The sequence below is a fragment of the Chloroflexota bacterium genome (assembly GCA_016219275.1).
Lineage (GTDB): Bacteria > Chloroflexota > Anaerolineae > UBA4142 > UBA4142 > JACRBM01.
The window spans coordinates 43,757-69,146 of record JACRBM010000032.1 but is presented as its reverse complement, the minus strand read 5'-3'; the positions used below and the strand labels follow the sequence as shown (position 1 = coordinate 69,146).

Genomic DNA, 25,390 nt, shown 5'->3' with positions numbered 1-25,390 from the left:
TGACAGGAGTCGCTCGTTGTTTTAGAATGAGCGTGCGCGTTTGGTATGTTTGGGAGTCATCATGAATTCAAAAACACCTATTCGAATTTTGCTCGGCGTTCCCCACGTTTGGTTGCGCGAAACCATTTCGCAAACGCTTGCCGCGAATGCCGAAATCCTGGTCGCCCAAAATCGCCAAGACCTCATGCTGCAGGCGCAGATGAAACCCGATGTGGTGGTGGCGGAACCGTTCGCGTTTGGCGAACCTGGGTTGGATTTGCTCCGACAATTGAAATCGAGCGCGCCATCCGTGCCGTTGATTGTCTTGTTACCTTTTGACACGCGCGATTATCGCGATGCCGCCATTCGCACCGGCGCGAACGGCGTGGTGAACATTGAAGATTTGACCACGGAGCTAGCGCCCGCCGTGGCGGAGGTGCTCAAACGCGCCCTGTTGGCGAACGGCATCGCGAACAAGATCGCGCAGATCGCGCAGGACGGCGCGCCGCTGGGCGAATCGGCGTACACGCGCGATGGCGCGGAACTCAGTCTCGCGCAACTCAGCGATCAAATCGTCGAACAACTCGCGCCGACGATTCCAACGATGGCGTCCCAGGATTCTGCCGATCAACCGGACGCGGCTGAAAAGCAAACATTTTTGCGCGGGCTAACCCTCACATCGAAAACCGTGTCTACCATCGCGCCGACGCGCACGACGCGAACCGCGTGCAATCTCAACTGCGGCTCGCATTTTTGCGGATTGAACGTGACCGTGCGCGATAACCACGTGGTCAAAATCGAACCCGCCGATTTTCCGGACGAACGCTATCGCCGTATTTGTCTCAAGGGCATCAGTTACACGCAAATGCTCGCGCATCCGCAGCGCTTGTTGCATCCGCTTAAACGCGCCGGCGCGCGCGGCAGCGGCAAATGGCAACGCCTCTCCTGGGATCAAGCGATAGATGAAATTACCACGCAGATGCGCACGATTGCAACCCAGTACGGCGATTCGAGTTTGATGTTCTTTCCATACTCCGGTCAACTAGGCACACTGAACAGCATGAACGGTGTTTACTCACGCTTGGCGAGCGCGCTCGGCGCGTCAGCGGTCAGTCCGGCGATGTACGGCGTGGATAGCGCGGTGCCCAGCGGCATCGAAGACGCGCTGGGTAGCGGCGCGGGTTACACGGCGAATGATTTCACCGACCTCCCGAATTCGAAATTGATTTTGATTTGGGGCGGCGACCCAGCCCAGAGCCGGATGAACTGGTGGAATTCTTTCCTCGATGCCAAACGCGCGGGCGCGCGTCTTGTGACGATTGATCCCCGCTTCAGTATCACCGCGAGCAAATCGGACGCGTGGCTACCGATCAGACCGGGCACTGATTTGTATCTCGCGCTCGCATTGGCGCGACTCATCATCGAACAAAATTGGATGAACCAAGATTTTGTTTTGCGACACACCGTCGCGCCTCTGCTTGTGCGCGAGGACAATGGGCGTTTTCTGCGCGCGTCCGATTTGCAATCCGACGACGAATCCTATCTCGTGTGGGATGCGCAACAAGGTCGCGTCGTTGCGCCTCACCAAGCCAGCGCGCCCGCGCTGGCTGGTCGGTACGACATCGCCGGCATCGCGTGCCGCACAGCGTTCGACCGATTACGCGAAATGCTCCAGCCGTACACGCCGGCATTTGTCGCCGAGAAAACCGGCATCGCGCCCGATCACATTTTCGCACTTGCGCGCGATTTTGCGACGACGCGACCGGCGCGCATTTTTACGCTGTACGGGATTGACCGCTGGCATCACGGCGCGACGTTCGGTCGCTTGATGGCGACGCTCGCCGCGTTGACCGGCAACCTGGGAATTCCCGGCGGCGGTGCGGGCGTGGATGGATTTACGGACGGCGTGATGTTCAATCACAATTTCAACTCTCCCGACGGCAAAACACATCATCCGATCAATCCAGTGATGCTCTCCGAACAAATCATAAGCGGGCGACCCTATCCGATCAAAGCGGTCTGGGTTGCGTTCGGCAACTGGCTCAATCAATGGCCCAATCACGCGCACTTGCTCAATGAAGTTTTGCCGCGCTTGGATTTGATCGTGACCGCCGATCATTTTATGACCGAGACCGCGCGTTGGTCGGACTATGTGTTACCGGCGGCGATGTTTTTCGAACGCGAGGATATGGTCAAGGGACCGACGCCGTACATTCAATATCAACCCGCCATTGTGCCGCCGCCCGGCGAGTGTCGTTCCGATTTTGACATCGCCGCGCTGGTCGCGCAAAAACTGGGTTGCGGCGATTATTTTACGCGCGCGCCGCGTGAATACCTCGCAGAAATTCTCGCCGCGTCCGATGAAACGACGAACACACTTTCGTTCGATGAGTTGTGTGCGCGCGGCGTATTGCGTCGGAATGTGCCGGCGGAACCCCAGGTCGCGCATCGCGACTGGAAATTCAACACGCCGACCGGGCGCGTCGAGTTCTACGTCGAACGCTTGTTGCCATTCAACACGGCGTTGCCGAATTACGAGCCGCCCGGCGAAGCTGATCCCGAAGGCGAACAAATTCTCCGCTATCCGTTGGTTTGCATCACCGAACACAGCCGCTATCGCGTTCACTCGACCTTTAGCGACGCGCCGTGGTTGCGCGAACTCGATCGCGAACCCCGCGCGGCGATGCATCCCTCGGTCGCCGCCGCGCGGCAAATCCAGGATGGTGATTGGGTGCGCTTGTTCAACGAACGCGGGTTCGTCGTTCTGCGCGCGCGGCTCAATCAAACTGTTCCGCCGGGCACGGTCTATCTGACCCAGGGTTGGCAGTCCAAGGATTTCAAGGCGGGACACCCGCAATCGCTGACGTACAGCGGCGGCAATGCGACGAACGCGTTCGGGGTGAGCACGTCGTTGTCCGATGTATTGGTCGAGGTCGTGCGCGCAGAGGTGAACGCGAATGATTAGATACGTGATGCTGATTGACCTTCGACTGTGCACGGGTTGTAACACGTGTTCGGTCGCGTGCAAGCAGGAAAATAATTTGCCCGAAGGTGTGTGGTGGACGCGCGTCGTCACCATTGGCGGGAACGGCGACGATCTGCCCGCCGGCAATTATCCGGATTTGCGTCTCGAATATCTGCCGCTCGCGTGCCAACATTGCGCGCAAGGTCCGTGCGTGGACGTGTGTCCTTCCACGGCGACGAGTCGTCGTGAGCAAGATGGCGTGGTCGTGCAAGACCCTGGGCTGTGCATCGGCTGTCGCTCGTGCATGATGGTGTGTCCGTTCACGAGCGTGCGCGTGTTCGCCGATGAACAACCGCGTTACGCCCTGCCGTTTCCGACCGGCGACAATCCGCTCGTGCATCGCGCGCACACTGTCGAAAAATGTACGTTCTGCGCGCATCGGCTTGCGCGCAGCGAAAATCCGGCGTGCGTGGATGTGTGCCCGGTACAAGCGCGCAAGTTTGGCGATCTCAACGATCCGACAAGCGAGGTCGCGCAATTGCTTGCCGCGCGTTTGCACTTTCAGTTACTCGTCGAAAAAGGAACCGAACCATCGGTCTATTACTTGACATGATTACTCCAACCGCGAACACCATCGAAACCGATCCAACATTGCGCGCCTGTGCGATTCTGCATCAGGTTGCGCGCGGACGCAGTCAGGTCTATCGCTGGCTCGCCCTGAGTTTCTATGCGCCCGATCCTGAACTCGTGTCGGCGGTGAATTCCGGTCGGTTGGTCGAAGAAATTTTGCTCGCGACCGTCTGGTTCGGTGAGGATCGCAAAAAATTTCTGGCGAGTTTGACCAAGTTGCGCGAATGCACCACGCTCACCTTGACCGATCTGGAGAACGATTATCAACGGTTGTTTGGCAAAAGCATTGATCGCGTCCCCATGCGGGAATCGGCGTACCGGTGGCGCGAAGCATCGGCGCTCCTGGAAACGGCGAACGAACTTGCGAGTTCGCTTCGCCAACACTATGGACAATTTGGCGTAGCGCCGCGTGAAAATCAAGAAGACCTGCTCCCCGTCGAACTGGAATTCATGGCGTTTTTGTGCGCGCGCGAATCCGACGTGTGGCAAGTCAACGCGTCGGAATCGGCGCGGCAATTGCGATTGCAGGAACGCACCTTTCTCGACGATCACCTGGGACGCTGGTTTCCGGAATTTTGTCGGCGCGTGTCGGATCGCGCGCCCAGTCCGTTTTTCGACGCATTGATTCATCTCAGCGATACCTGGTTGGATTTGGAGTATGGACCGGGTTATTTGCCGGCGAGGTCGTTGTAATGCTCGCGGTTTATTTCTTTTACGGTGCGGCATTTTTTGCGATGGGTCTCGCCGTCGCACTCGAAGCGCGGCGCAGTAGCGAACTCGTGCTCAGTCGTCATTTGCCCTGGCTCGCAGCGTTTGGGCTAGTCCACAGCGCGGTCGAGTGGTGCGACATGTTCATGATGGTCTATCTTGACGGTGCGCCGCATGGATTCTTAACTGGCGCGCGAATGATCTTGTTGCCCCTTTCGGCGCTCTGCTTGATCCGGTTTGGAGTTGGACTGGTAAGCGAAGCCGGTCCATTGCCGGAATGGCTCGCGTTTGTGCCGGTGGCGCTTCTGGTGCCGCTCGCGTTTTTGGTCGCGTACGCGTTGACGGTGGCGGCGAGCGGCGGCATGCTCAAAATCGCGACGGATGTCTGGTCGCGGTACTTGCTTTATTTTCCCGGCTGTCTCTTGGCGGTGTTTGGATTCGTCCGCCAATGGCGCGGATTGTCGCGCGGCGGAATTGTCCAAGCGCGGCGTTTGATGTTTGGCGCGGCAGTCGCGTTTCTGTTCAACGGCATCGCCGCCGGCTTGGTCGTGCCGACGGCGCCGTACGGACTCGCCCCCTGGGTCAATTATGAAAGTGTCCGGCAATTGACGGGGTTGCCCGTTCAAATGTGGCGCGCGCTATCGGCGATTGCTGTCGCGTTTTTCGTCGTGCGCGCGCTCGATGTGTTCGAGGTCGAACGGGAACAGCAGTTACACGCGCTGCAACTCGAACACGAACGCGATCAAACGACGGCTCTGTCCGCGCAACGCGCGGAACGTGAAATCGCCGAGAACTGGACGGAAGGTTTGGTCAGCATCAGTCGTCGCGTTGCCGATTTGGAAAACGTGGAGGATGTGCTTGGCGCGACCGTGAGTCTGGCGCGTAAATTGTTGTCGTCCGATCTGGCGGCGCTCGGTTTGTGGAACGAAGACCAATCGCGGCTCGAACTAAAATGCCTGGCGACCGCGCAAGGGGCGCGCCACGAAAATCTGCCGACCCAGACTCATCCGCTGATTATCGAAGCCTTGCGCGCGCATCAAGCGATGCGTTTTCCTGAAGATGCGCCGACGGCGCAAGAACCATGGTCGTGCGCGATGCTGGGGCAGAAAATCCACGCGGTCGCGTGCGTACCGCTCCAGTTAGAGAACCAAGTGCTGGGTGGACTGTGGATCGGACGCGTGTCGCCCGCGTCATTTACGCCGACGGATCTCATTGGACTGGAACGATTGGCGGATCAAGCGGTGATCGCGCTCGAACACGCGGCGATGACGGCGCGACTGCAATCGCTCGCGGTGACCGAGGAACGGTCGCGCATCGCGCGCGAGATGCACGATGGGCTACTGCAAATCCTGGGTTATCTCAACTTGGAAATGCAGACCATCGAAGCGTTCACGCGGCAAGGCGATCTCGATTCGATTCGCGCCGAATTGACCAAGACGCGCGCGTCCATCAATGCGGCGCAAGCCGATGTGCGCGAAAATGTATTGAGTCTGCGCACGACGCTTGCGGGCGACACCGGTTTGATCGTCGCGCTCCGCGATTACATCGAAGAATTTGGCGTGCAGACCAGCATCCAGGTTCAATTCGTTGATCAAATTCAAGAGCCGCCGCGCTTGTCGCCGTTGGCAGAAGCGCAGTTGGTGCGGATCGTGCAAGAAGCGTTGGCGAATGTCCGCAAGCACGCGCAAGCCAGTCACGTTCAAGTTCGTTTATCCAAACGCCATCACGCGATTCAAATCGGTATCACCGATAACGGGGTTGGCTTTCAGGCGACCACCGTCAAGGATCATTTTGGTTTGCAGACGATGCGCGAGCGCGCGGAAAGTATCCACGGCGTGTTGACGATCAATTCTGAAATCGGTATCGGCACACGCGTGAATCTGGTTTTGCCCGTTTTGGAAAGTTGAACTTTGACCCAGTAAGAGGAGCGTATGAATGCAAGTTGTCCGTTGAACGTTTTGATCGCAGACGATCACCGTCTGTTTCGCCAGGGCTTGATCGGGCTGATGAACACGCGACCCGATCTCGTCCATGTGGTCGGTGAAGCCGGGACCGGGCGCGAAGCCATTCTATTCGTCGAGCGTCATCACCCTGATGTCGTGTTAATGGATTTGCAAATGCCGGACGGCGATGGATTGCACGCCGCCGCGCAAATTCAACAACGCTGGAGTGATGTGCGCGTCGTCATCTTGACCGCGTCCGAATCCGACGAGCAACTCTATCGCGCGGTGCGGCAAGGCGTCGCCGGGTATTTACTCAAGAGTCTCGACGCCGCCGAGTTGTTCGATTTGCTCGGCGGGGTGGCGCAAGGCGAAGTCGCGATGACGCGCGCGATGGCGGCGCGTTTGCTCAAAGGCATCGCACATCACAATGCCGATGCAAACACCGGCGAGCAAGCGTTAACCGAGCGCGAAATTCAAGTCCTCCGCCTCGTCGCGCAAGGCGAGAGCAATCCGCAAATCGCCGAAAACTTGTGCATCACCGTCAACACCGTCAAGGTGCATTTGCGTAACATCCTCGCCAAGTTGCGTCTCGAAAATCGGACCCAAGTCGCCACATACGCCGTCCAATCGGGCTTGGCATTTTCGCCGACGCCGCAAAATCACCCAACCGGGTGATGCCGGATTACTCCAAAGAGAGATGCGCCCGCCATCATTTTAGCGTATTCTGAAAACAGTTGAACGTACCGTTTTCAGGAGTCAGTGTCATTTTTCCCTGCCTTCTGCGCGTTCCGCGCAAGGGCAGGGATTTTTGTTTTGAATCAATTGGGAGGAAAAGCCAATGAGTGAAAAAGATGTGGTCACTCGCGCCTTAACCGACACCTTGCTTTCCCGGCGCACGTTCTTGAAATGGAGCGCGGCGTTGGGTGGCACTGCCGTGTTGGCAAGTAGTGGGGTGGATGTTGGTTTGAAACCAACCCATGCCGCGCCGGCGACGGTTGCCCCGGCGAAAGAAGGCAAGTGGGTTGCCGCGGCGTGCTGGCACAATTGCGGCGGACGTTGTCCGATTCGCGCGTACGTGACCGATGGCGTCGTCACGCGCGTCAAGACCGACGACACGCACCCCGACACGCCGGATTTTCCGCAGCAACGCGGATGTTTGCGCGGTCGTTCGCAACGGATGCAAGCGTTTTCCAGCGACCGCTTGAAGTACCCGATGAAGCGCAAGAACTGGGCGCCGGGCGGCGGCAAAAAAGAATTGCGCGGCAAAGACGAATGGGTACGCATTACCTGGGATGAAGCGCTCGACATCGTTACGAGCGAAACCAAACGCATCAAGGAAAAGTACGGCAACGAATCTATCTACTGCACCGGCGGCAGTGAAATTCAACGCACGCTCGCGCTTGCCGGCGGGTACGTCGAAAATTACGGCAGCACTTCACGCGGCGCGTGGCGATTGGGACAACAACCCATCACGGGCACGACCGCGCAAAGCGAAATGAACGACCGCTTCGATTTGGTCAATTCAAAATTGATCGTGATGTGGGGGAACAATCCCGCGTGGAGTAGCATGGGATTGGCGTCCTACAATTTTTTGCAAGCCAAACGCGCGGGCACGAAATTCATTTTCGTTGATCCGTTCTTCAATCCAACCGCCAGTATTCTTGCGGACGAATGGATTCCCATTCGCCCGACCACCGACACGCCGATGCTGTTGGCGATGGCGTACGTGATGCTCACCGAAGACGATCCGAAAGCGAACCCATTGATTGACTGGGATTTCCTCACTCGGTGTACCGTCGGGTTCGACAAAGACCACATGCCCGAGGGCGCGGACCCGAAAGAAAGTTTCAAGGATTACGTGCTCGGCACGTACGACAACACGCCCAAGACGCCGCAATGGGCGGCGCGCATCTGCGGTGTGCCCGCCGAAAAAATTCGTTCGTTCGCGCTCGAAGTTGCGCGCACCAAACCGACTGCGCTCCTCTTTGGTTGGAACTCGGCGCGCGTCGAAAAATCGCAACACGTTTGTTTCGCGGTGATCAGTCTGGGCGCGATGACCGGCAATATGGGCATTTCCGGCGGCTCGTGCGGAATCAGTTGCCACAACTCCGCGTCGAACGGCGGTCCCTCGCTCGTGACCCTGGGTTCTGCCGGCACGCCGGCGGTCGCGAATCCGCTGACCAAGATTCGTCTGTGCAGTAACGAACACTGGGACGCGATCATGACCGGCAAGTACACCGCCGGCAAAGGCGCGAAAAAAGACATCAACATTCAAATGATCTATCACGGCGGCGGCTCGCGCCTGAATCAAACGAACAACATCAACAAAGGCATCGCCGCGCATCGCAAAGTCGAGTTCGTCGTTACTCAGCAGTACGGGTTGAACAGCAATGCCAAGTACTCCGACCTGGTGCTCCCGGTGACGACACCCTGGGAACGCTACTCGAATTTCCAAGCCGGCAATCGCGAACTCGTCGTCTGGGCGAGCCAGGTTGTGCAACCAATGTTCGAAGCGAAAGACGATATGTGGATCGCGGTCGAAATCGCCAAACGCCTGGGTTTGGATGTCTCCAAAGTCAATCCGCTCACCGAGGCGCAGAGCACGTTCAATATCGTGGTTGGCGCTAAAGTGATGAAGACTGATGGTTCCGGTATGGAACCGCTCGTCACGATCACGGACGAGGACATCAAGACGATGGGTGTGACCGGCAAACCACAACAAGGTCGCATCACGCTCAAAGAATTTCGCGAGCAAGGATTTTACGCGGTGCCGCGCAAGATGGGCGACAAACTCGGTTACGTTCACCTTGAAAAATTCCGCAAAGATCCGAAAGCGAACCCGCTTCAAACCAAATCCGGCAAACTACAGTTGCACTCGAAAGAATTAGCGGATTTGGTGACGAATGCCGGATGGAATCAGGGCTATCCCATCGCGGTGTACGATCCGCCGACCGAAGGGTACGAAGCGACGTTTGCGGATTGGGAAAAGCAGGTTAAAGGTCAATTCCCACTCCAACTGTGCAACATTCACTATCCGCGCCGCTCGCACTCGGTGCTCGACAACGTGACCTGGTTGCGCGAAGCATGGCCCCAAGAATTGATGATCAACACGCTGGACGCCGACGCGCGCGGAATCAAACACGGCGATACGGTGCGCATCTTTAACAAGAGCGGCGCCGTCCTGCGCCGCGTGAGCGTCACCCCGCGCGCGCGACCCGGCGTCGTGTTCCTCGGCGAAGGCGCGTGGCCCGAATTCGACGAGAACGGCAACGACATTGCCGGCGCGACGAATACCCTCTCGGGCGATTACGCGTCGGGACCGGACATCGAATCGTGGCAAGCGTGTGTCGTGCAAGTCGAAAAATGGAACGGCAAGCCGCTCGAACCAGATTACAAATGGTCGCCGCGCGTTCCAATCAAGGAGGCATAAGCGATGGCAAAGCAACTTGGATTCTATTTCGATTCGAGCGCGTGCGTCGGTTGCAAAACCTGCCAAATCGCGTGCAAGGATAAAAACAATTTGCCGCTGGGCGTCTGCTGGCGTCGCGTGTTCGAGTACGCGGGCGGCAGTTGGGTTCCGCAAGGCGATCAATGGATCCCGAACAATGTGTTTGGTTACAACCTTTCGCTGAGTTGTAATCACTGCGAGAATCCCCTGTGCGTGAACGCGTGCCCAACGACCGCGCTGGTCAAACGCGCCGACGGCGTGATCCTGATCAATCAAGATCAGTGCGTGGGTTGCCGGTATTGCGAATGGGCATGTCCGTACGGCGCGCCGCAATTCGACGAAGCCAAAGGCGTGATGACCAAATGCAATTTCTGTGAGGACTTGCTCGCCCAGGGTCAGAACCCCGCGTGCGTGGACGCGTGTCCGTTGCGCGCGCTCGATTTTGGCGACATTGCCGAACTGCGCGCCAAGCACGGCAACGTCAGCGCGGTCGAGCCGTTGCCGGTCGCGACGATCACGCAACCGCATTTGGTGATTACGCCAAATCGCCAGGCGCAACCAGTTGGCAAAGGCACAGGCACAATTCTCAATCTGCCGGAGGAGTTGTAACATGAACGTTCGCGAATGGGCATTGATTACGTTTACGATCCTGGCACAGATGTCGGTTGGCTCGTTCATCGTGCTGGGTATCGTCCACTACTTCACCGCGAAAAAATCCGGCGAGAAGCAAGCGGACGAACTCTCCGACCGCGCGCTCCTCGCGATCGGTCCTGTGCTCGCGCTCGGCATGGCGGCATCGCTGCTGCACCTCGGCAATCCGATCAACGCGTACAAAGCGGTCACGAATCTGGCGACCTCGTGGCTCTCGCGCGAGATTTTCTTCGGTGTGTTGTTCGCGGTCGCGGGCGCGGTGTTCGCCGTGATGCAATGGAAAAAGATCGCGACGTTTCAGATTCGCAATATCGTCGCGTGGGTCGCGGCAGCGATTGGCGTGGCGTTGGTGTTCAGCATGTCCATGGTCTACATGATGCCGACGCGCCCGAGTTGGAATCTGGTGACGACGCCGCTTTCGTTCTTTGCGACAACCTTGTTGCTCGGTGTGTTCGCGATGGGCGCGGCGTTTGTCGCGAACTATTGGTACGTGCAGAGCAAGAACCCTGGGTGCGCGAGCGATCAATGCGTACTGTTGCGCGACACGCTACGCTGGTTTGCAACGGCATCCATCGTACTCCTGGGTTTCCAGTTCGTGCTGTTGCCGCTGTGGATCGCGCAGATGGCGGGAACCGATGCGGTGAGCGCCGCGATGCTCGTGGGCGAATTCGGCATCATGTTCGGACTACGCTTGGTGTTGGTGTTCCTGGGTGCGGGCGTGCTCGGCATTTTCTTGTATCGCGCGGCGTCGAGTCCTGGGCAAGAGAAGGTGATGGGCACGGTCGCCTACGTCGCGTTTGCGTTCGTGTTGGTCGGCGAAGTATTGGGACGCTTTTTGTTCTACGCGACTGCAACGCATTTCGGATTGCAGTAGTTCGTGACCGTTGAAATCGGTTGGGCAGGGTCAATCGCTCTGCCCAACCGAAAACAGAAATCGGATGATTCAAACGATTGAAGGAGACGCAAATGAGTGATCAAGACAATTTCACTCGACCATTGACCGCGACGCCAATGACGCGGCGCAGTTTCTTGAAATGGAGCGCGGCGCTCGGCGGAACTGCCGCATTGGCAAGTAGCGGGTTAGACCTGGGTTTGAAATTCACTGAAACAGTCGCGGCAGCGCCCGCCGCCGCGAAGGAAGCCAAGTGGGTTTCGGTCGCGTGCTGGCACAACTGCGGTGGTCGGTGTGTCAATTACGCGCTCGTCCAAGACGGCGTGGTGACGCGCCAAAAAACGGATGACACGCACGAAGACAGCCCGAACTTTCCACAACAACGTGGTTGTGCGCGCGGTCGCTCGCAACGGCACCAGGTCTTTGGCGCGGATCGCATCAAGTACCCGATGAAGCGCAAGAACTGGGCGCCCGGCGGCGGCAAGAAAGAATTGCGCGGCAAGGACGAATGGGTGCGGATTTCCTGGGACGAGGCACTGACTATCGTCGCGAATGAAATTATTCGCATTCAAGCCAAGTACGGCAACACGTCCATCTTTGTTCCAGGTGGTTCCGAGATCGGTCGCACGCTGACACTGTTCGGCGGATACGTTCCCAGTTATGGCACGACCTCGGGTGGCACCCTCCACTCGACCAAGACGACGGTGCTGGGTTACACCGCGTACACGAACGTGATGATGAATGATCGCATGGATCATCGCAAGACGACCTTGTTCGTGCACTGGGGACTCAACTCGATTTCGAGTAGCGGCGGCAATCCCACCTTCAACCATCTGCAAGATCGCAAGAACGGCGCCAAGATCATTGCGATTGATCCGTACTACACGGATGCCGCCCAGGTTCTCGCGGATGAGTGGATTCCAATTCGCCCGAACACCGATCACGCGATGGTGTTGGGCATGGCGCACGCGTTGCTCGCCGAAGACGATGCCAAAACGAATCCATTGATTGACTGGGATTTCTTGAATCGTTGCACGGTCGGGTTCGACAAAGACCACATGCCCGCCGGCGCGGATCCCAAAGAAAATTTCAAAGACTATGTGCTCGGCACGTACGACGGGGTGCCTAAAACGCCGGAATGGGCAGCGGCGATCTGTGGTGTGGATGCGAGCCGCATTCGTTCGCTTGCGCTCGAAATCGCCAAGACGAAAAACGTTGGCTTGGGTATGTCGAGCGCGACCTGCCGTCAGCAGAACGCGGATTCGTGGCCCCAAATGTTCTACACGTTCGGCGCGATGAGCGGGCACATTGGCAAGCCCGGCAGTTTTACGGCGGACGGTTACTATCACCAAGGTTTCAGCGGACTGCGTTGCATGGTGGATATCGTCCAGCCCGGCAGTAGTGGGTTGCCAAGCGTCGGCGCGAATCCCGTCGAAGAAAAAGCGGCGGATCCGTGGACAGCATTACCCCAAGTTCCCGGCACGCGCTTGTGCGAATCGTGGATGTGGAACGCGATTGCCAAGGGCAAGTATCAAGCCGTCAAGGGGCAGTGGCGCGACCTGAACGTTCAAATGATCTATCACGGCGGCGGCGCCAAACTCCAAACCGCGGACGGCATGAACGATGGCATCGAAGCGCATCGCAAGGTCGAGTTCGTCGTCAGCAACGCGCAAATCCTCACGACAAATGCGCGGTACTCCGATGTGGTTTTGCCGGTGACAACGGCGTGGGAACGCGATGGTGGGATGATTATTACCGGCAATCGCGAGTTTGGTCTGATCTGGGGTCAGCAAGTGACCAAGCCGTTGTTTGAAGCGCGCGACGACATGTGGATCGCGGCGGAACTTGGCAAACGCCTGGGTCTCGATGCGACCAAGATTGCGCCGCTTTCGAACGCGCAACAAGTTTACAATCAAATCGTCGGTTCCAAGGTTCTCAAGGAAGACGGCAAGACGACCGAGCCGCTAGTGACGATCACGGAAAGCGATGTCAAGTCGCTCGCAGAGGTGGGGATTATCGTCAAGCCGCAAGCCGGGCGCGTGTCGCTCCAAAAATTCCAAGAACTGGGATTCTATCAAGTGCCGCGCAAGCCAGGCGACAATTTCGAGTACGTCGCGCTCAAGGCATTCCGCGACGATCCGGAAAAGAATCGCTTGCCGACCAAATCCGGCAAACTCGAAATCCACAGCAAGACGCTCGCGGACATTATCGAGTCGCGCGGCTGGTCAACGATCAAACCGATCCCGACCTACAATCCGGCGCAGGAAGGGTACGAAGCGACCTTCAAAGATTTCAAAGCCAAGGTCAAGGGCGAGTTCCCACTGCAACTCTACACGATTCACTATTATCGCCGCTCGCACTCGGTCTTTGACAACATTCAGCAATTGCGGCGCGCCTTCCCGCACGAGTTCTTTATGAACCCGATTGATGCGGAAGCGCGCGGCATCAAACACGGCGATATCGTGTTGATCAAGAGTCGCCATGGCAAAGCGATTCGCCCCGTCAGTTTGAGCGAACGCATTTTGCCCGGCGTCGTCACGTTGCCGCACGGCGCGTGGGTCGAAATGGATGAAGCAAGCGGCGTGGATAAAGCCGGTGCGGATAACATCATCAACGGATCGGTTCCGACCGGTCAAGGTGTCTCTGGTTGGAACACGTGTAACGTTCAGGTCGAAAAGTACACGGGGTCCATCGAACTCAAACCCGACTATCAATGGTCGCCGCGAATCCCGGTCAAGGAGGCATAAGCGATGGCAAAGCAACTTGGCTTTCATATCAACTCGAGTGTCTGCGCGAATTGCAAAGCATGTCAAATCGCGTGCCAGGACAAGAACAATCTGCCGACGGCAATTCGTTGGCGTCGCGTCGTTCTGTACGGCGGCGGCAACTGGGTCGAGAAAGATGGACGCTGGATGCCGAATGGCGTTTTCAGTTACAGTGTGTCCTTCGCGTGCATGCACTGCGAAAAACCACTGTGCGTCGAAGCATGTCCGACCGGCGCGATGGTCAAGCGCGCGGATGGCGTCGTCCTGGTAAATCAAGATCAATGCGTCGGTTGTCGTTACTGCGAATGGGCGTGTCCGTACGGCGCGCCGCATTTCAACGAAGCTAAAGGCGTGATGACCAAATGTAATTTCTGCGAAGACCTGCTCGCGCAGGGACAAAACCCGGCGTGCGTGGATGCGTGCCCGATGCGCGCGATCGAGTTTGGCGACATCGCCGAACTGCGCGCGAAATACGGAACGCTCGCGGAAATCGAACCCCTGCCCTCGGCAAAGATCACTCAACCGCACGCGGTCGTTACCCCCCATCGCAACGCGCAAGCGAGCGGCAAAGGCACAGGCAAGATCATGAATCTGCCGGAGGAGTTGTAACCATGAACGTGCGTGAATGGGCATTGATTACGTTCACGATCCTCGCCCAAATGTCCGTAGGATCGTTCATCGTCCTCGGCATCGTCCACTATTTCGTCGTCCGCAAGTCGGGCGAGAAACAAGCGGATGAGTTGTCCGACCGCGCGCTCCTCGCGATCGGTCCCGTGCTCGCGCTCGGTATGGCGGCGTCGCTCCTGCACCTCGGCAATCCGGTCAACGCGTACAAAGCCGTGACGAACCTGGGAACCTCGTGGCTCTCGCGCGAGATTTTCTTCGGCGTGTTGTTCGCAGTGGCGGGCGCGGTGTTTGCGGTGATGCAGTGGAAAAAGATTGCGACGTTCACGGTGCGTAACGTCGTCGCGATGATCGCGGCGGTCATCGGCGTCGCGCTCGTGTACAGTATGTCGCAAGTCTACATGATGCCAACGCGCCCCGCATGGAATCTAGTGACGACGCCGGTATCGTTTTATGCGACGACGTTGTTGCTCGGCGTGCTGGCGATGGGCGCGGCATTCGTCGCGAATTACTGGTACGTGCAGAGAAAAAATCCTGGGTGCGCGAGTGAGCAGTGCGTACTCTTGCGCGATGCGCTCCGCTGGATTGCGATTTCGTCCATCGTCTTGCTGGGTTTTCAGTTCGTCGTCTTGCCCTTGTCTATCGCATTGATGGCGGCAAGTGGCGCAGCGGCAAGCGCGGCGATGTTCGTAGGAGAGTACGGTGTGCTGTTCGCGTTGCGTCTCGTGCTCGTGTTTCTGGGCGCAGGCGTGCTCGGCATCTTTGCTTATCGCGAAGCGCAAAACGCGGGACACGAACGGATGTTGAGCATTCTCGCGTACAGCGCGTTTGCGTTTGTGCTGGTTGGCGAAATCGTCGGGCGATTCCTGTTCTACGCCACGGCGACGCATTTCGGTTTGCAGTAAAACTTGTAGGGGCGTTCAGTTGAACGCCCCTACATGTCTAAAATCTATGACGAATAAAATTGCATTTGCTTTAGGTTTAATCTTTCTCCTGGGTTTGTTCTCGCTCACAAGCCAGGTCTCCGCCGCGCCGCCACGCCAATCTGGGACGACGCCAACGCCAACGCGAGCAAGCGGGCGCGTGGCGACCGCCGCTCAAGTTGCCAAGGCGAAACTGGACTGGACGCAATCTGGGCATGCGAGTACGTTCGATAACGGCGCGGGCGCGAACACCACGTGTGCGCGGTGCAAGTCGCCGTTCAACTGGGATGCCAAAGCGCCCGCGGCGCAATCGGCGTTGGATTGCGGCGCGTGCAAGCGCGTGCCCGGCGCGCCGCGACCTGACCTCGAAGGTGGTGTGCCGGTGGCGACGAGCGCATGGCAGAATATCGGTTGCGACGTGTGCCATCAACCGGTGGGCAATTCGTATTCGACCGCGCTGTCGTTTTGGAACAATGAGACGAAACAGTACCAAGCCGTTCACGATGCGAATGAATTGTGCGCGCACTGTCACGAAGGTCGCCACGGCTTTGAAGTAATGACCGAACAAAAAATTTCTCCGGCGCACAAGGGTTGGGCGTGTACGCAATGTCACGGCGCGCACAACGCGCCGGTCAAGTGCGCGGATTGCCACGACCCGACCAAAGGGCGCGGCGCGGCGGAACACGCCAAGCATCCGCAGGTGAATTGTACGGCGTGTCACGACGCGGGCGGGTTGAGTGTCGGATTTGAAACCGAGGCGCCCTCACGGATTGCCGCGCGTCACTTGAACACGTACATCACACTCCGCTTTGCGCACACGTTAACTTCGTGGCCCTCGCACAATTTGCAATTGGAAGTAGATTGCGAACGCTGTCATCATCCCCAAGGTACATTGAGAACGGTCGTCGCATCGCAAATTGGATGCGATGTGTGCCACGCAGAAGGCGCGTCGCTCTTTTGGTGCACCAACTTTCCACGCAACCCAGACCCGAATCCAACACCGACGCCGAAGCGTTAGGTTGACCGGATGCTCTCTTCGAAAAATTTTTGGATTCTGCGAATGGCGCTGGTCGCCGCGCTTTTCTTTTTGGGGACTCGATCAGCCCACGCGCAATCTAGCCGTCTCGCGGTTGTGATCGCGACTCCTGCTCAGGGCGAAACAGTTTACGTTTCGCCCAGTGCGTTTTTGTACAGCATTTACATCAACGGTTGGATCGTCACGAGCAATCCCGAACCTAGTCTGATCAAACTCCAATTGGATTTGTTGCGCGGAACGGAACTGACCGCGAATCTTAAATCGCGCGCGAACCCCGATGGCTCCTTCTCTTTCTCTGTGACCGCGAATCCGGCTGGCGCTGATTTTCCTGATCCGCACACTGGATGCATCGAGTGTCATTTCACGTCGCCGATTGCCTTGCCGCGCGGCAAAGTGCTTGTGCGCGTCACCGCGACCGACCCCGCGGGCAACCAAGCCGTCGCCGAGCGGACCATCATCGTGGATCATTCGGGCAGCGCGATCATTCCAGTCAAGGTCGTCGACGCGGATCATCCTGAGCAGACGATTCCGAATATCCCAGTCCTGGGTTCCGCGCGAATGTACCTGTGGCGCGCCCGAACGAGTACGGCAACGACCGATACGACTGGTCACGCGCGCGTCCAAGTTGAAGCGCTCGCGCAATCTTCGACGCGTTACATTTTTACCGTACCGCCGGTCGTGGTCAATGGCGTATTGTACGAAAGCGTCGAATCGAAACAAACGACTTTGAAACCCGGACAAGCGTTCGGCGAAATGTTGACCTTGCCGGTGCGCGCGCGGCGCGGTCAAATCACCGGAACGATTCGCGGCGTCGGAGATTCGGTATTGACGGTTCGCGCGATTGACGGGCAAACCGGCGCGAGTTTTGTCGCGCAAGCGCGCGAGGGTGCATTTGCATTTTCCGAATTGCCGGTTGCGCGCTATCTCGTCGCGCTCGACCCGGCCGAACTCGCGCCGCGCTCGCTCCAAGCCAATGCGTCCCAGATTGATTTATCCATCGCGTCATCGGCGCAAGCCACGGTCGCGTTAACTGCGAATGTTGCCTCGCCGCGCGTGGTGCACGGAACGATTCGCGCTAGCAACGGCGAGCCAGTACCGTTCGGCTGGGTCGCGTTAGATGGAGCATCCGGCGGCACGCGAACCAATCCTGCGACCGGCGAGTTTGTGTTGTACGATGTTCCGGCAAACGCGCAAACGCTGCGCGTGATTGCGCCGGGATTTTGGAGCCAGAGCATCGCGATCAAAAATGATGCGGCAGTGTCCATCACGCTTGCGCCGCGTAACGAATTGCGCCAAATCGCGTGGGGCAACGGCTTGACGATGTTGCCACCGGAAACACTCACCGAATCGGTCGGCGGTCATCTGGTTTTGACGCACGGTTGGATGTGGGGCAAGGGCACCGGCGCGTTTTCCATCGAAACCGCTGGCGCGACCATCACGTTCGAGAATGCGCGCGTTGCCATCGAACGACAAGCCGAGCGCGCGTGGTTGTACGTGATGGAAGGCAACGCGAACGTGGCGCTCGATTCATCGCGCCAAACAACCGTGAATGCCGGGCACATGCTGGTGATTGATTCGCATTTTGAAAATCTGCGTGCAGTTGCGATCGAGCCCCTCGCTATCCGCGCACTTACCGGAACGTTCAGCGATCCTTCCGAATTTGTGACCGAGCCAACTCTCAGCACCCAAGTGCGCGACGGGGTAGTGCTGTTCGGCATCAGTGTGGCGCAACTCGTCACGTTCACGACGTACGGATTCATCACTCTGGCAATTCTAGGCGCGCCGCTCTTGATTTGGGCGATGTGGTCGCGCGCAAACCGCCAAAATCACCCAACCGGGTGATGCCAAATTACTCCAAAGAGAGATGCGCTCAAACTGACTTTGCCGTATCCTGAACGTGTCGGTTTCAGGATGAAGAGATGATTGATGAAGATCATAACCCTGTCAACGGCGCGTCTCGCGCCGTGACAGGGTTTTTGTTGCGATTGAAACAACAGGGAGGAAAATCGGATGAGTGAAAAAAATTTGATCACTCAAGTGTTGCAAGACACGTTGCTGACCCGGCGCACATTCTTGAAATGGAGCGCGGCATTGGGCGGCACCGCGGCGCTGGCTAGCGGCGGATTGAACATCGGATTGCAAGAAGCGGTTTCTGCCGCGCCTGAGACAGCGCCGAAAGAAAGTAAATGGGTCACCGCCGCGTGCTGGCATAACTGCGGCGGTCGTTGTTTGATTCGCGCGAACGTGGTGGATGGCGTGGTCACGCGTGTCAAGACCGACGACCTGCACCCCGATAGCCCGGACTTTCCGCAACAACGCGGCTGCGTGCGCGGTCGCGCGCAGCGCATGCAAATTTTTGGCGCGGATCGGTTGAAATATCCGATGAAGCGCAAGAACTGGGCGCCGGGCGGCGGCAAAAAAGAATTGCGCGGCAAAGACGAATGGGTTCGCATTTCCTGGGACGAAGCGCTCGACATTGTTGCCGGCGAGATCAAACGCGTCAAAGAAACCTACGGCAACAAGGCGATTCTCTCGAAAAACAACATGGCGTTTCTTTCCGCGTACGGCGGCAACATGACGATCTGGGGTACAACCTCGGACGGCGCATGGCCCCAGCCGAACATGAAAATGCAGGGCGGCACCGGCGGCACGGCGGACAGCAACAATGATCGGCTCGACTATCGCAATTCGAAATTGATCGTGTTGTGGGGCGCGAATCCGATTTGGAGTAGCGCCGGTAATCCAACCTACAATTATCTCCAAGCGAAAAAAGCCGGCGCGCGCTTTATTTTTGTTGATCCGTACTATAACGACTCGGCGATGATGTTGGGCGACGAGTGGATTCCGGTGCGACCCTCGACCGATGGCGCGTTGCTTCTCGGCATGGCGTACCACATGATCACGAACAATCTCCAGGACCAAACGTTCTTGGACAAGTACACCGTTGGGTTCGATGCGGACCACATGCCCAAGGGCGCTGACCCGAAAGAAAGTTTCAAGGATTATGTGCTTGGCACGTACGACGGCACACCCAAGACTCCCGAATGGGCGTCGCAAATTTGCGGCACGGATCCAAAATTGATCCGCGCGTTCGCGCAAGAAATCGCGACGATCAAGCCGATGACGTTCCTGAGTTCCTGCGCGGCGGCGCGCACGTACCTGGGCGAACAATTCGCGCAAATCTTTTTGACGGTGGGCTGGATGACTGGCAATGTCGGCTTGCCCGGCGCGATGGTCGGCGACAGCCGGCACAATCGTTGCAGTTTCGGCGGTCCCGCGCTCGTACGCGGCGGCAGCGCCGGTGTTCCCGCCACGCCGAATCCACTTTTCAATCAACCCACCTTTCCAGGTCCCGACCCTGCCAAGACCGATTGGTATGGATTTGTTTGGGATGAAGTGTGGGACGCAATCGTGAATGGCAAGTACACGGCGACCGTGCGCGGCAAACTGGACTGCGATATCAAAATGATTTCGCATCTCGGCAACGGCGCGGCGTTGAATCAAACTCCGTTCCTCAAGCGCGGCATCGAAGCGCATCGCAAAGTCGAGTTCGTCGTTTCGTCATCGAGTTTTCTCACGACGAACGCGCGCTACTCGGACGTGGTGCTGCCCGTGACAACACTCTGGGAACGCGAAGGCGGCTTGCTGACCGGCAATCAAGAAATGCTGATTTACTACAGCAAAGTCGTTGAGCCGATGTACGAAGCCAAAGACGATGGGTGGATCGAAAGCGAACTCGCCAAACGATTGGGACTGGACGCGCAGAAACTCTATCCGCTTTCGGCGAAGCAACAAGTGTTCAACGCCGTCGCCGGCTCATCCGTCATCAAAGCGGACGCGTCGGGGTACGAACCGCTCGTCACGATCACCGAAGCCGACCTCGCGGAATGGGGTGTGACCGGCAAGACACAAACTGGTCGCATCTCGCTCAAGGAATATAAAGACAAGGGCATCTACCAGGTTGCGCGCGCGCCCGGCGACAAGTTCGGTTTCATCGCCAAAGCCGCGTTCCGCAAAGATCCTGAAAAGAGTCCGCTCAAGACGGCGAGCGGCAAACTCGAAATTCACTGTCAAGCGCTATCGAACGTCATTGGTTCGTACGGTTGGAACAAACTGCCGGCGACGCCCAAGTACAATCCACCGGTCGAAGGCGTTGAAGCGACGTTCTCCGATTGGAAGAACCAGGTCAAGGGCAAGTATCCACTGCAACTGTACACGATTCATTACATGCGTCGCTCGCACTCGACGCTCGATAATGTGGGCTGGTTGCGCGAAGCGTTCCCGCAAGAATTTATGATGAACACGTTGGACGCGGCGGAGCGCGGCATCAAGAACGGCGACATTGTCAAAGTGACGAGTCCGCACGGCACAGTGATTCGTCCGGTGTTTGTGACCGACCGCATGATGCCTGGCGTGACCACGCTGGGCGAAGGCGCATGGGCAGAGATTGACGAAGCAACTGGCGTTGATAAAGCGGGTTGCACGAATACGCTGATGGGAAACAATCCGACCGGGCAAGGCACTCAACCGTACAATACGATCATCGTCCAGGTTGAAAAGTATGACAAGCCATTGCCTCCCGATGCCAAATGGACCCAGCGCATCATCTTCAAGAAGGAGGCATAAATCATGGGCAAGCATCTCGGCTTTTATATCAACTCGAGTATTTGCACCGGTTGCAAAGCATGTCAGGTCGCTTGCAAAGACAAGAACGATTTGCCGGTTGGAATGTTGTGGCGACGCGTCGTGCAGTACGGCGGCGGCGCGTGGCAACCGCATCCGACGATCAAACATCTCGCCACACCGAACAACATCTTTGTCTACTCGTTCTCGATGTCGTGCAATCACTGCGAAAACCCAGCGTGTGTGAACGTGTGCCCAACCGGCGCGATGACGAAACGCGCGGACGGCATCGTCGTGATCAATCAAGATCAATGCGTGGGCTGTCGCTATTGCGAATGGGCGTGCCCGTACGGCGCACCCCAGTTCGACGAAGCCAAAGGCGTGATGACCAAATGCAATTTCTGCGAGGACTTGCTCGCGCAGGGACAAAACCCGGTGTGCGTTGACGCGTGCGTCATGCGCGCCATCGAGTTCGGCGATCTGGCTGCATTGCGCGGCAAGTATGGCATGGTCAATGCCATCGAACCGTTGCCGCCGTCGAATCTGACGAATCCTGCCATCGTTCTCACGCCACATCGGCACACCGAATTTAGCGGCAAGGGTACCGGCAAAATTCTAACGCTAGAGCAGGAGGTCTAACATGAATGTGCGTGAATGGGCATTGATTACGTTCACGATCCTCGCCCAAATGTCCGTGGGATCGTTCATCGTCCTCGGCATCGTCCACTATTTCGTCGTTCGCAAGTCGGGCGAGAAACAAGCGGATGAACTTTCCGACCGCGCGCTCCTCGCGATCGGTCCCGTGCTCGCGCTCGGTATGGCGGCGTCGTTGTTGCACCTCGGCAATCCGATCAACGCGTACAAAGCCGTGACGAACCTGGGAACCTCGTGGCTCTCGCGTGAGATTTTCTTCGGCGTGTTGTTCGCGGTGGCGGGCGCGGTGTTTGCGGTGATGCAATGGAAAAAGATCGCGACATTCACGGTGCGTAACGTCGTCGCGCTGGTCGCGGCGGTCATCGGCGTCGCGCTCGTGTACAGTATGGCGCAAGTCTACATGATGCCAACGCGTCCCGCGTGGAATCTGGTGACCACACCGTTGTCGTTTTACGTGACGACGTTGTTGTTGGGCGTGCTCGCAATGGGCGCGGCGTTCGTTGCGAACTATTGGTACGTGCAAAGCAAAAATCCTGGGTGCGCGAGTGAGCAGTGCGTACTCTTGCGTGATTCGTTGCGCTGGATTGCCGTTGCATCCATCGTACTCCTGGGTTTCCAATTTGTGATTCAGCCGTTATCGGTTGCTCTGATGGCGGCGGGCGAGGCAAGCGCGAGCGCGGAAATTCTCGCGAACGAATTCGGCGTGCTCTTTGCACTGCGGCTCGTGCTCGTATTCCTGGGTGCAGGCGTGCTCGGCATCTTTGTTTATCGCGAAGCGCAAAACGCCGGACGCGAAAAAATGTTGGCGATTGACGCCTACGCCGCGTTCGCGCTCGTGCTCGTGGGCGAGATCGTTGGGCGATTCTTGTTCTACGCAACGACGATGAAAATCGGATTGCAATAATGAAATGTACGGGCGGGATGACCCCGCCCGTACATTCAACGGAGGAAAAACAGATGAGTGAACCAAATGTCATCACTCAGGCATTGACCGAGACGCCAATCTCGCGTCGCAGTTTTTTGAAATGGAGTGCGGTGCTGGGTGGCACAGCCGCGCTTGCAAGCAACGGACTGAATGTTGGCTTGCAAAACGCAGAAGCCGCTGCGCCTGAGGCAGCCGCGCCGAAAGAAAGCAAGTGGGTCACCGCGTCGTGCTGGCACAACTGCGGCGGGCGTTGCTTGCTCAAAGCCCAGGTGGTGGATGGCGTGGTAACGCGCGTCAAAACCGACGACACGCACGCCGACAGTACCGACTGGATTCAGCAGCGCGCCTGCGCGCGCGGTCGCGCGCAACGCCAATTGGTTTTTGGCGCAGACCGACTCAAGTACCCGATGAAGCGCAAGAACTGGGCGCCGGGCGGCGGCAAAAAAGAATTGCGCGGCAAAGACGAATGGGTTCGCATTACCTGGGACGAAGCGCTCGACATCGTCGCGAGCGAACTCAAGCGCATCCGCGAAAAGTACGGCAACGAAGCGATCTTCAACGCGCACGGCGCGGAAATTGCGCGCGCGCTCGCGCTCACCGGCGGCTATGTCGATCGGTGGGGACTCGTGTCGTGGGGCACGTGGGCGGAAGCATACCACGAAATCACCGGCGTGGCGGGCAATGGCTCAAATGCCGGCAACGACCGCATGAGATTGCGCAAAGCGAAATTGATCGTCATGTGGGGATCGAACCCGGCGTGGAGCAGTAACGGCAGTCCGACGTATCACTTTTTGCAGGCGAAAAAAGCCGGCGCGAAATTTATTTTCGTTGATCCATTCTACAACAACACTGCGAGCGTTCTCGCCGATGAATGGATTCCGATTCGACCCGGCACCGACACGGCGATGCTGCTCGGCATGGCGCATCACATGATCGTCAACAAGTTGCACGATCAGAATTTCCTCGATAAGTACACGGTCGGTTTCGACGCCGAGCACATGCCCGAGAGCGCAGACCCGAAAAATAATTTCAAGGATTACGTCCTGGGAACGTACGACAACACACCCAAAACGCCGGAATGGGCGTCGGAAATTTGTGGCGTGCCAGCAGACAAGATTCGTCAGTTGGCGACCGAGATCGCGACGACCAAGCCCACGATGATCCAAACCGCGGGCGCACCGGCACGCATCAACAACGGCGAATGTCTGCCGCATGCGATGCTCACCGTTGCATGGATGACCGGCAACATCGGCATTCCCGGCTCCGGCGTCGGACCGAACATGCACACGAGCGCGGGCAACGCCGGTCCGGCTTTGGTCACCGCGGGCAGCGCGGGCGCACCCGCCGTTGCGAATCCGTTGGTGAAAGGGGCGACGAACAAGGGCGGCGTCAACGTCATCAACAACTGCGAAATGTGGGAAGCGATTCTGAACGGCAAGTACACGGCGGGCACGGCGGGTCGCAAAGACATCAACATCCAAATGATCATCGAGACCGGTTTTGGCTCGGCGTTGAATCAGCGCACCGGCGCAAGCAAGGGCATCAAAGCGCATCGCAAAGTTGAATTCGTGCTTGCCAATGGACACAACCTCGCGTCGCACTGCAAGTACGCCGATGTCGTTTTGCCGGTGACGACCGATTGGGAACGCTATGGCAGTTTCCAATCCGGCAATCGCGACATGTTGATCTGGGCGAACCAGGTCGTGCAGCCGCTGTATGAAGCGAAAGACGATATGTGGATCGCGCAAGAACTCGGCAAAAAACTAGGGCTTGCCGCCGACAAAGTTTATCCGCTTACGCCGGCGCAAGGCATCTTCAATCAGCTCGCCGGCGCGAAAGTGATGAAGCCCGACGGCTCGGGCATGGAGAACTTGGTGACGATCACCGAAGATGACATCAAAGAGATGGGCGTCACCGGCAAGCCGCAGCAAGGTCGCATTACGATCAAAGAATATCGAGAAAAAGGCGTCTACTGCGTTCAACGCGCGATGGACGATAAACTGGGGTACACTGCATTTGAAGCGTACATCCAAGACCCAGTGAAAAACAAGGTCGCGACCAAAAGCGGGAAATTGGAGATTTACTCCAAAGCCGTGTCGGACTGGATCAAGGACTGTGGTTTCAACACAAAAGACCCGCTGCCGAAATACGATCCGCCGATCGAAGGGTACGAAGAAACGGTCAAGGATCCGAAATATCCGTTGCAGCTTTACACGATTCACTACATGCGCCGAAGCCATTCGAGTTTCGACAGCTTGCCGTGGCTGCGCGAAGCGTACCCGCAAGAGTTCATGATGAATCCGCTCGACGCGCAAGCGCGCGGCATCAAGCAGGGCGACATCGTCAAGATCACGAGCCGGCACGGCGCAGTCGTTCGCCCGGTCTATGTGACGGAGCGCATGATGCCCGGCGTGACAACTCTTGGCGAAGGCGCGTGGATCGACATTGACGAAGAAACCGGAATCGATCGCGGTGGCGCGACCAACACCTTGAACGGCGATTTTGCAACCGGGCAAGGACACAGCGGTCACAACACGTGCATCGTTCAAGTTGAAAAATGGAATGGGACACTGCCGCCGGATTCCAAGTGGGCACAGCGGATCCCGGTGAAGGGAGCGTAAGAG

Annotated in this window: 17 protein-coding genes; all 17 read left to right on the top strand. The window is 57.7% G+C overall.

Features of this window, described 5'->3' with window-relative positions; genetic code table 11:
• Positions 1–61 precede the first annotated feature (61 nt).
• The 17 genes from HY868_06640 to HY868_06560 all read left to right on the top strand — a co-directional run bounded on the left by HY868_06640 (position 62) and on the right by HY868_06560 (position 25,387).
• Entirely contained in the window at positions 62–2,944 is a 2,883-nt protein-coding gene (locus HY868_06640) for a molybdopterin-dependent oxidoreductase (GenBank protein ID MBI5301794.1), read from the top strand.
• Positions 2,937–3,557: a 4Fe-4S dicluster domain-containing protein gene (locus tag HY868_06635; GenBank protein ID MBI5301793.1), complete on the top strand. Its 621-nt coding sequence runs from the start codon at positions 2,937–2,939 to the stop codon at positions 3,555–3,557. The genes HY868_06640 and HY868_06635 overlap by 8 nt, the downstream gene beginning before the upstream one ends.
• Positions 3,554–4,267: a molecular chaperone TorD family protein gene (locus HY868_06630; protein MBI5301792.1), complete on the top strand. Its 714-nt coding sequence runs from the start codon at positions 3,554–3,556 to the stop codon at positions 4,265–4,267. Before HY868_06635 ends, HY868_06630 begins: the two co-directional genes overlap by 4 nt.
• Positions 4,267–6,189, top strand: coding sequence for a GAF domain-containing sensor histidine kinase (locus HY868_06625; protein ID MBI5301791.1), 1,923 nt, complete (start codon positions 4,267–4,269; stop codon positions 6,187–6,189). The genes HY868_06630 and HY868_06625 overlap by 1 nt, the downstream gene beginning before the upstream one ends.
• Before the next feature lie 42 nt (positions 6,190–6,231).
• Positions 6,232–6,900 carry a response regulator transcription factor gene (locus HY868_06620; protein MBI5301790.1) on the top strand — a complete coding sequence of 223 codons (669 nt, stop codon included), beginning with the start codon at positions 6,232–6,234 and terminating at the stop codon, positions 6,898–6,900.
• 163 nt (positions 6,901–7,063) lie between these two features.
• Positions 7,064–9,655: a molybdopterin-dependent oxidoreductase gene (locus HY868_06615; GenBank protein MBI5301789.1), complete on the top strand. Its 2,592-nt coding sequence runs from the start codon at positions 7,064–7,066 to the stop codon at positions 9,653–9,655.
• A gap of 3 nt (positions 9,656–9,658) precedes the next feature.
• Positions 9,659–10,282, top strand: coding sequence for a dimethylsulfoxide reductase subunit B (dmsB, locus tag HY868_06610; GenBank protein MBI5301788.1), 624 nt, complete (start codon positions 9,659–9,661; stop codon positions 10,280–10,282).
• Position 10,283: 1 nt separating this feature from the next.
• A complete protein-coding gene (locus HY868_06605) occupies positions 10,284–11,198 on the top strand; it encodes a dimethyl sulfoxide reductase anchor subunit (GenBank protein MBI5301787.1) in 915 nt (304 codons plus the stop codon).
• A 137-nt stretch (positions 11,199–11,335) separates the two neighbouring features.
• On the top strand, positions 11,336–13,963 hold the full coding sequence (locus HY868_06600; protein MBI5301786.1) for a molybdopterin-dependent oxidoreductase: 2,628 nt from the start codon (positions 11,336–11,338) through the stop codon (positions 13,961–13,963).
• A gap of 3 nt (positions 13,964–13,966) precedes the next feature.
• On the top strand, positions 13,967–14,590 hold the full coding sequence (dmsB, locus tag HY868_06595; GenBank protein ID MBI5301785.1) for a dimethylsulfoxide reductase subunit B: 624 nt from the start codon (positions 13,967–13,969) through the stop codon (positions 14,588–14,590).
• Between the two features lie 2 nt (positions 14,591–14,592).
• Positions 14,593–15,510 (top strand): dimethyl sulfoxide reductase anchor subunit, encoded by a 918-nt coding sequence (locus tag HY868_06590; GenBank protein MBI5301784.1) that lies wholly within the window; start codon positions 14,593–14,595, stop codon positions 15,508–15,510.
• Between the two features lie 46 nt (positions 15,511–15,556).
• Positions 15,557–16,546: a hypothetical protein gene (locus HY868_06585; GenBank protein MBI5301783.1), complete on the top strand. Its 990-nt coding sequence runs from the start codon at positions 15,557–15,559 to the stop codon at positions 16,544–16,546.
• Between the two features lie 9 nt (positions 16,547–16,555).
• Entirely contained in the window at positions 16,556–18,406 is a 1,851-nt protein-coding gene (locus HY868_06580; protein MBI5301782.1) for a hypothetical protein, read from the top strand.
• A gap of 168 nt (positions 18,407–18,574) precedes the next feature.
• On the top strand, positions 18,575–21,190 hold the full coding sequence (locus HY868_06575; protein ID MBI5301781.1) for a molybdopterin-dependent oxidoreductase: 2,616 nt from the start codon (positions 18,575–18,577) through the stop codon (positions 21,188–21,190).
• A 3-nt stretch (positions 21,191–21,193) separates the two neighbouring features.
• Complete coding sequence (gene dmsB, locus HY868_06570) at positions 21,194–21,826, top strand: dimethylsulfoxide reductase subunit B (protein ID MBI5301780.1); 633 nt, start codon at positions 21,194–21,196, stop codon at positions 21,824–21,826.
• 1 nt (position 21,827) lies between these two features.
• Positions 21,828–22,745, top strand: a complete 918-nt coding sequence (locus tag HY868_06565) for a dimethyl sulfoxide reductase anchor subunit (protein ID MBI5301779.1) — start codon at positions 21,828–21,830, stop codon at positions 22,743–22,745.
• 53 nt (positions 22,746–22,798) lie between these two features.
• Positions 22,799–25,387 carry a molybdopterin-dependent oxidoreductase gene (locus tag HY868_06560; GenBank protein ID MBI5301778.1) on the top strand — a complete coding sequence of 863 codons (2,589 nt, stop codon included), beginning with the start codon at positions 22,799–22,801 and terminating at the stop codon, positions 25,385–25,387.
• The last annotated feature ends 3 nt before the right edge of the window (positions 25,388–25,390 follow it).

Excerpts from the sequence above, each read along its gene's own strand:
- dmsB (MBI5301780.1), top strand. The coding sequence starts at position 21,194 with ATGGGCAAGCATCTCGGCTTTTATATCAACTCGAGTATTTGCACCGGT.
- HY868_06635 (MBI5301793.1), top strand. The coding sequence starts at position 2,937 with ATGATTAGATACGTGATGCTGATTGACCTTCGACTGTGCACGGGTTGT.
- dmsB (MBI5301788.1), top strand. The coding sequence starts at position 9,659 with ATGGCAAAGCAACTTGGATTCTATTTCGATTCGAGCGCGTGCGTCGGT.
- HY868_06565 (MBI5301779.1), top strand. The coding sequence starts at position 21,828 with ATGAATGTGCGTGAATGGGCATTGATTACGTTCACGATCCTCGCCCAA.
- HY868_06600 (MBI5301786.1), top strand. The coding sequence starts at position 11,336 with ATGACGCGGCGCAGTTTCTTGAAATGGAGCGCGGCGCTCGGCGGAACT.
- HY868_06640 (MBI5301794.1), top strand. The coding sequence starts at position 62 with ATGAATTCAAAAACACCTATTCGAATTTTGCTCGGCGTTCCCCACGTT.
- dmsB (MBI5301785.1), top strand. The coding sequence starts at position 13,967 with ATGGCAAAGCAACTTGGCTTTCATATCAACTCGAGTGTCTGCGCGAAT.
- HY868_06575 (MBI5301781.1), top strand. The coding sequence starts at position 18,575 with ATGAGTGAAAAAAATTTGATCACTCAAGTGTTGCAAGACACGTTGCTG.
- HY868_06580 (MBI5301782.1), top strand. The coding sequence starts at position 16,556 with ATGCTCTCTTCGAAAAATTTTTGGATTCTGCGAATGGCGCTGGTCGCC.
- HY868_06590 (MBI5301784.1), top strand. The coding sequence starts at position 14,593 with ATGAACGTGCGTGAATGGGCATTGATTACGTTCACGATCCTCGCCCAA.
- HY868_06625 (MBI5301791.1), top strand. The coding sequence starts at position 4,267 with ATGCTCGCGGTTTATTTCTTTTACGGTGCGGCATTTTTTGCGATGGGT.
- HY868_06560 (MBI5301778.1), top strand. The coding sequence starts at position 22,799 with ATGAGTGAACCAAATGTCATCACTCAGGCATTGACCGAGACGCCAATC.
- HY868_06605 (MBI5301787.1), top strand. The coding sequence starts at position 10,284 with ATGAACGTTCGCGAATGGGCATTGATTACGTTTACGATCCTGGCACAG.
- HY868_06615 (MBI5301789.1), top strand. The coding sequence starts at position 7,064 with ATGAGTGAAAAAGATGTGGTCACTCGCGCCTTAACCGACACCTTGCTT.
- HY868_06585 (MBI5301783.1), top strand. The coding sequence starts at position 15,557 with ATGACGAATAAAATTGCATTTGCTTTAGGTTTAATCTTTCTCCTGGGT.
- HY868_06630 (MBI5301792.1), top strand. The coding sequence starts at position 3,554 with ATGATTACTCCAACCGCGAACACCATCGAAACCGATCCAACATTGCGC.